We start from the raw sequence: 6,083 nt of genomic DNA, 5'->3' as shown, positions 1-6,083 counted from the left end.
CTTCTTTTAGCTTTACATTCATAGCCAAATCGTCAGAATCAGAGACTTGCTTCATGAAACCTACTTGATTAAAATGGTCTATCACTTCAATTTTATCTAAGGCATCGGCGGGAATATTCTCGACAGCTAGTTTAGAGCCACCACCAAAGAATGATTTTCCTTCTACCAACATTTTGGTTACTTTCTTGCCTTGCACGGTAACATTCCCTTTTTTATCTACTTCTACACCAGGTAATTTTTCTAGGATTTCTTTCATTTTGCGTTCGTTACCTTTAGCAAAACTTTTTACGTTAAATGTTAGTGTGTCTTTTTTTATAACAATAGGCTTAAAGTCGTGTTTTATAACAATCTCTTTAAGCATTTTTCCCGTGCTTTTTAGTACAAAATTATGTTTAGTTAGCGTGGCATTAGGATCGATAATAAGTATTTCTTCTTTATAACCTAAGTAAGAAGCGGTTATCTCGTATTTTACACTATTTTCTAGTTCTAGTTTGTATCTCCCTTTATTGTCAGCGATAGCAAATTTTAGTTGTTCGTTAGCTTGATACGGTTTTGCAATAATATTGGCGTTTTCTAGAGGAATATTTAGCGTATCAGAAATGACACCTGTTATGGTTTTTGTTTGGGAGTAGGAAATAAAAGAAGCAAATAAAACTAGGAGTAGCGTTATTTGCTTTTTGTATAATTTGAATATCAATTTCTATTTCTTTTGTTTAACTTCAGACTCTTTAACAGCATTATATTGTTCTTTATTCAGTGTGCCCATATACATTTCTTTATATGTTTCTTCAGAAATAGCCTTTTGAGATGTTAATTTATCTATTTCAGGGACTATTTCAGGATTTAAATTTATTGTTTTAGCTACAAAAGTTGACATTTTTGTTTGTAATTCAATTATTAATCCAGGCAAATCTCCATAACCCAAAGGACCTAATTTTACAGGAATTTCAGGGCAGTACCAAGCAGTAATCATTAAATTAGGGTTTTCATTTTTAGTGCCATCTTCTTTGAAATATGGACTAGTGGCTTTAAAACATTTATAACCATCAATGTTTTTTGATTCGTTAGTCAACGTCCAGTCATATAAAACTTTTTTATTTAAAATGACTTGCCCGACTCTTTTAGAGTCTATATATTCTCTGCTTTCTTGAGTCTTTTTATTTTGATATAGTTTTAGTTTACCACCCCCAATAATGACATAAGCATTAAACATATTCTCTTGAAGTAGTATTTTTTTTGCATAGAAGTAAACTTCAAATTCGTTAAAATTTAAAACATACTCAATCTTATCAGATTCTTTCGATGTTTTTACTAATTGTTCTTGTATTGATATGTCAGCTTTTGTTAAATCTATTGGATTGCTGATTTTTTTATAAGTAATAGTTCCTGTTTTTTGCCCAAAACAATGCAAAATAGAGAATAAAATTATTAGTAGATATTTTTTTTTCATATTGAATATATATATATACCCGAAGAATATTCTTCGGGTATATAATTATTTTTAGCATCCGTTAGCTTCAGCCATTGCATCAGCAAAATCCCAAGCTCCTTGACTACCTGAAACTGCTCCCAATTCATCAAGTGCAAACTGATAGTAATGAATCCATAAGGTATCGCACGGTGTTCTTATTAATGTTTTTTTAACTTCTTTAGTATTTGCCATACTTGCTCCACTAAAAGCTATCATTGCGATAGCTGTAAAAACTAATTTTTTCATAAAAATAATATTATTTGTTAAACAATCGTTTGTTTGAGGCAAATATATAAAATTAGGAGAAAACTCCGAGGCTAAAAATATTATTTATTTTTTACTCTCTCTTTATTTGTCTTAGTGCAAAAACAACTAGACATAATAAAAGAAATCGTAACAAAAAGGGTTTACACTCTCTTTATTGAAAAATATAAAGGGAACAAATCTCGGTTTGCAAAAGATGTTGGTTGTGATGAAAAAACAATTAGGTTAATCTTTGATTATAACCAAGGAATGACATTAAATCTACTTTTTAAAATTGCTTTTGCACTAGAAATTGAACCCGGTGAATTATTAAAAGACTTAAAACTGGTTTCTGATTCTAAAGATTAAACAGCAACTGCTCCTTTTATATGAGCATGCGACTCATAACCTTCTAGAGTAAAATCTTCAAACTTAAAATCAAAAATGTTTTTTACTTTAGGGTTCAAAATCATTTTGGGTAAGGGTTTTGGCTCACGTGATAATTGCAGTTCGACTTGCTCGAAATGATTGTTATAAATGTGTGCATCGCCAAAAGTGTGGATAAATTCTCCTACTTGTAAATCGCAAACTTGTGCAATCATCATCGTAAATAGTGCGTAAGAAGCTATGTTAAAAGGAACTCCTAAGAAAATATCGGCACTACGCTGATACAACTGACAAGATAATTTCCCTTCGGAAACATAAAACTGAAAAAAAGCATGACAAGGTGGTAATGCTACTTTCCCGTTGGCAACATTCTCAGCAAATGATTTTGTGGTGTCTGGCAAAACCGAAGGATTCCAAGCCGAAATAAGCATTCTACGACTGTTCGGATTTGTTTTTAAGGTTTCTATTAATTCGGTGATTTGGTCAATTTCTTCGCTATTCCAATTGCGCCATTGGTGTCCGTAAACAGGCCCTAATTCGCCATTTTCATTAGCCCAATCGTCCCAAATTTTTACTCCATTTTCTTGTAGATAAGCGATGTTTGTTTCTCCTTTTAGGAACCAAAGTAATTCATGAATAATAGATTTTAGATGTAGTTTTTTGGTAGTCACCATAGGAAAACCATCCGCTAAATCGAAACGCATTTGGTAACCAAAAACACTTTTTGTTCCTGTTCCAGTTCTATCTCCTTTTTGGGTTCCGTTTTCTAAAACGTGTTTTACTAAATCTAGGTATTGCTTCATTTTTTGGTTATTCGGTTATTCGGTTATTCGGTTATTTGTTTAATCGGTTCGCATAGCGGTTAAACGATTAAACAAATTCACGATTAAACATTACACTTCTCTTTTCGAAATTTCGTCTCTTATTTTTGCTGCTTTTTCGTAATCTTCGTCGTTTACAGCAATAGTAAGCAATTCGTGAAGTTCAGACAAACTATGTTTTGCGTAAGAATTTTTGCTATCGTTGCTTTCTTCTATCCCAAAAGCATCTGAAGTAGAAAGAACGTCTTCTAAAATATGTTCTGAATTTTCTGTTTCAGGATTTACCTTTAGAAAAATTCCTGCTTTGTCTAGTATATTTTTATATGTAAATATTGGCGCATTGAATCGGAGTGCTAATGCAATGGCGTCTGATGTTCTTGCGTCTATAATTTCTTCTATTTTATCACGTTCGCAAATCATACTCGAGTAGAAAACACCATCGACTAGTTTGTGAATAATAACTTGTTTTATAACAATATCAAATCTATCAGAAAAGTTCTTGAATAAATCGTGAGTCAAAGGACGTGGTGGTTTTATCTCTTTTTCGAGCGCAATAGCAATAGATTGAGCTTCGAAAGCGCCAATTACGATTGGTAGTTTTCGGTCGCCGTCAACTTCGTTCAAAATTAGTGCGTAAGCTCCGTTTTGAGTTTGACTATATGATATTCCTTTTATGGTTAGTTTTACTAAACTCATTTTAAATATTAGATTTTAGATTTGCTTTGCCAGTTCGCTGACACTCGGGTTAGATTATTGAAATTAAAATCTATTTTTTTGATATGAATTGTATTTTTGGTTTTGATGAATTCCAAAAGCGCAATACAATTTCCTATTTAGCCCTGATAGTAGTGGAAATCCTGTCTCGTTTTTTGGAACGAGACAGATTGTAACGAATAGCAGGAATAGGAACTGCAAAGTAACAAAAACTTTTCGCTTCAAAAAACCTTAATCAAAAAAAATGAGCTACATAATTTGATTTATATAGCTCATTGTATTGAAAAACAAAATTGTTTATGAATTTTGCGCTTTGAAAGCTTTTAATTTTTCGGTTAATCTTGGTAAAATATCGAAAGCATCTCCTACAATTCCGTAATCTGCAACCTTAAAGAAAGGCGCATCTGCATCAGAATTGATAACTACTTTTACTTTTGATGAATTGATTCCCGCAATGTGCTGAATTGCTCCAGAAATTCCTACCGCAATGTATAAATTTGTAGCAACTGGTTTTCCTGTTTGCCCTACGTGTTCACTGTGAGGCCTCCAACCTAAATCGGAAACTGGTTTAGAACATGCTGTTGCAGCACCAAGTACTGAAGCTAATTCTTCAATCATTCCCCAGTTTTCAGGCCCTTTCATTCCACGACCGCCAGAAACAACTACATCAGCATCGGCAATGGTTACTTTTCCTGATCCTTTTTCTACAGATTGTACTTTTACACCAAAATCGGCATCAGAAATACTTGGAGCGAAATCTTCGGCAGTTGCTGAACCAGCATTTTCGAAAATTCCGTAAGAGTTTTTACCCAAACACAATACTTTAATATCAGTATTTATTTCGGTAATATTGAAAGCTTTGTTAGAAAAAGCAGTTCTTTTTACTTGAAATGGTGACATGCTTACTGGTAATCCTGTAACATTTGAAGCAAAACCTGCGTCAAGCGCTACCGATACTAATGGCGCAAGATATAAACTATCTGTTGATGAAGATAATAAAACTAATTTTGCACTTTCTTTTTGAGCCGCTTGTTTGATAGCATCTGCATAAGCTTTTGCTGTAAAATTAGCCAATTTGTCATTGGTAACTTTTAGTACTTTATCTACTCCGTAGTTGGAAAGTTCTGAAACATCGTTCATATTTACAGTGATTGCCGTTACGGTTTGTCCTGTAGTTTCTGCAATTTTTTTAGCATAAGAAGCTAATTCGAAAGCTACTTTCTTAAATTTTCCTTCTGCTGATTCTGCGTATATTAATATTGACATAATAATTTTAGATTTTAGATTTTAGATTTCAGATTTTTAAAATTGAAACCTAAAATGATTATTGATTTTAGAATTTGAAGTGAATCAAATGTTTAATTTAGATTTTACACTTGCTTTCAAAGCAATCTTAAATCTAAACTCTACAATCTTAAATCACCTTTGCCTCGTTGTGTAATAAATTAATTAACTCATCTAAATTGTCAGGACTTATTAATTTTACCGCAGATTTTGCTGCAGGCTTTTCAAATTTAATTGCTTTAGTTTCTGACGCTGCGCTAATAGGTTCAAGAATTGTTAATGCTTTAGTTCTTGCAGTCATAATTCCTCTCATGTTCGGAATACGCAAATCTTTTTCTTCTACCAATCCTTTTTGACCACCAACTATTAATGGTAAAGTAGTTGAAACGATTTCTTTTCCACCATCGATTTCGCGAGATGCTTTTGCGGCAGTCCCATCGATGGTTAATTCGGTACAAGAATTTACAAAATTTATCCCTAATATTCCAGCAATCATACCAGGAACCATTCCTCCGTTGTAATCTAATGATTCTTTACCAGCAATAACAAGATCATAACCTCCAGTTTTTATAACTTCTGCTAGTTGTTTTGCTACAAAAAATCCATCGGTTGGGTTTGCATTAATACGAATAGCATCGTTTGCACCAATAGCTAATGCTTTTCTTAGGGTTGGCTCTGTGTCCGGACCTCCAACATTTACAACTGTTACGTTTGCTCCTTGTTGCTCTTGGAACCAAATTGCTCTTGTTAAACCAAATTCATCATTTGGGTTAATTACAAATTGCACACCATTGGTGTCAAATTCTGAATCACCATTGGTAAAATTAATTTTTGAAGTAGTATCAGGAACGTGACTGATGCAAACTAATATTTTCATTTTTCTGAGTCTTAAATTGAAACACAAAAATAAGACAAATATTTTAAATAATATACTATGCGTGCATATTATTTTTTATTGCTAAAAAAACTTTATAACCCCAACGTTTTGTGAATTTAAATTCGTGTGGCGGAAAAATTACTTGGTCATTTCTCTAAAAATACTTTCTAAATTTTTGCTTTTCAAATTCAGTTGTAACGTTTTTAGTCCATTTTCGTGAGCAAAATCGAAAACTACAGGACGCATATCGGTCTCGGTAGCAAAAGAAAGCTCCCAAACCAAATTG

The 6,083-nt window shown here is 32.8% G+C and carries 8 protein-coding genes and 1 pseudogene; 1 reads left to right on the top strand and 8 read right to left on the bottom strand.

From position 1 onward, the window contains the following. From ACHZC3_RS00470 to ACHZC3_RS00460, 3 genes are all read right to left on the bottom strand, one after another. A partial coding sequence (locus ACHZC3_RS00470) for a carboxypeptidase-like regulatory domain-containing protein (RefSeq protein WP_394757916.1) occupies positions 1-697 on the bottom strand: 697 nt, incomplete at its 3' end. A gap of 3 nt (positions 698-700) precedes the next feature. Then, entirely contained in the window at positions 701-1,450 is a 750-nt protein-coding gene (locus ACHZC3_RS00465) for a GLPGLI family protein (RefSeq protein WP_394757915.1), read from the bottom strand. A gap of 51 nt (positions 1,451-1,501) precedes the next feature. Further along, a complete protein-coding gene (locus tag ACHZC3_RS00460) occupies positions 1,502-1,717 on the bottom strand; it encodes a hypothetical protein (protein ID WP_394757914.1) in 216 nt (71 codons plus the stop codon). A 114-nt stretch (positions 1,718-1,831) separates the two neighbouring features. On the opposite strand from ACHZC3_RS00460, the gene ACHZC3_RS00455 reads away from it, so the two are divergent. Next, complete coding sequence (locus tag ACHZC3_RS00455; protein WP_394757913.1) at positions 1,832-2,083, top strand: helix-turn-helix domain-containing protein; 252 nt, start codon at positions 1,832-1,834, stop codon at positions 2,081-2,083. On the opposite strand, the gene ACHZC3_RS00450 is transcribed toward ACHZC3_RS00455, so the two are convergent. From ACHZC3_RS00450 to ACHZC3_RS00430, 5 genes and pseudogenes are all read right to left on the bottom strand, one after another. Next, on the bottom strand, positions 2,080-2,904 hold the full coding sequence (locus ACHZC3_RS00450; RefSeq protein WP_394757912.1) for a thymidylate synthase: 825 nt from the start codon (positions 2,902-2,904) through the stop codon (positions 2,080-2,082). The two genes, ACHZC3_RS00455 and ACHZC3_RS00450, sit on opposite strands and share 4 nt — an antisense overlap. Positions 2,905-2,994: 90 nt before the next feature. Further along, positions 2,995-3,618 carry a bifunctional nuclease domain-containing protein gene (locus tag ACHZC3_RS00445; protein ID WP_394757911.1) on the bottom strand — a complete coding sequence of 208 codons (624 nt, stop codon included), beginning with the start codon at positions 3,616-3,618 and terminating at the stop codon, positions 2,995-2,997. A gap of 315 nt (positions 3,619-3,933) precedes the next feature. Beyond that, complete coding sequence (locus ACHZC3_RS00440) at positions 3,934-4,902, bottom strand: electron transfer flavoprotein subunit alpha/FixB family protein (RefSeq protein ID WP_394757910.1); 969 nt, start codon at positions 4,900-4,902, stop codon at positions 3,934-3,936. A 148-nt stretch (positions 4,903-5,050) separates the two neighbouring features. Continuing rightward, the gene (locus tag ACHZC3_RS00435; protein ID WP_394757909.1) at positions 5,051-5,797 is read right to left on the bottom strand and encodes an electron transfer flavoprotein subunit beta/FixA family protein; all 747 of its coding nucleotides are present in this window, start codon (positions 5,795-5,797) and stop codon (positions 5,051-5,053) included. Between the two features lie 138 nt (positions 5,798-5,935). After that, positions 5,936-6,083, bottom strand: a pseudogene (locus ACHZC3_RS00430) (gliding motility-associated ABC transporter ATP-binding subunit GldA); the annotation flags it as partial.

This window comes from Flavobacterium sp., assembly GCF_043720215.1.
Lineage (GTDB): Bacteria > Bacteroidota > Bacteroidia > Flavobacteriales > Flavobacteriaceae > Flavobacterium.
This window is presented reverse-complemented; position numbering and strand designations above follow the sequence as displayed.

Excerpts from the sequence above, each read along its gene's own strand:
- ACHZC3_RS00435 (WP_394757909.1), bottom strand. The coding sequence starts at position 5,797 with ATGAAAATATTAGTTTGCATCAGTCACGTTCCTGATACTACTTCAAAA.
- ACHZC3_RS00445 (WP_394757911.1), bottom strand. The coding sequence starts at position 3,618 with ATGAGTTTAGTAAAACTAACCATAAAAGGAATATCATATAGTCAAACT.
- ACHZC3_RS00465 (WP_394757915.1), bottom strand. The coding sequence starts at position 1,450 with ATGAAAAAAAAATATCTACTAATAATTTTATTCTCTATTTTGCATTGT.
- ACHZC3_RS00460 (WP_394757914.1), bottom strand. The coding sequence starts at position 1,717 with ATGAAAAAATTAGTTTTTACAGCTATCGCAATGATAGCTTTTAGTGGA.
- ACHZC3_RS00450 (WP_394757912.1), bottom strand. The coding sequence starts at position 2,904 with ATGAAGCAATACCTAGATTTAGTAAAACACGTTTTAGAAAACGGAACC.
- ACHZC3_RS00440 (WP_394757910.1), bottom strand. The coding sequence starts at position 4,902 with ATGTCAATATTAATATACGCAGAATCAGCAGAAGGAAAATTTAAGAAA.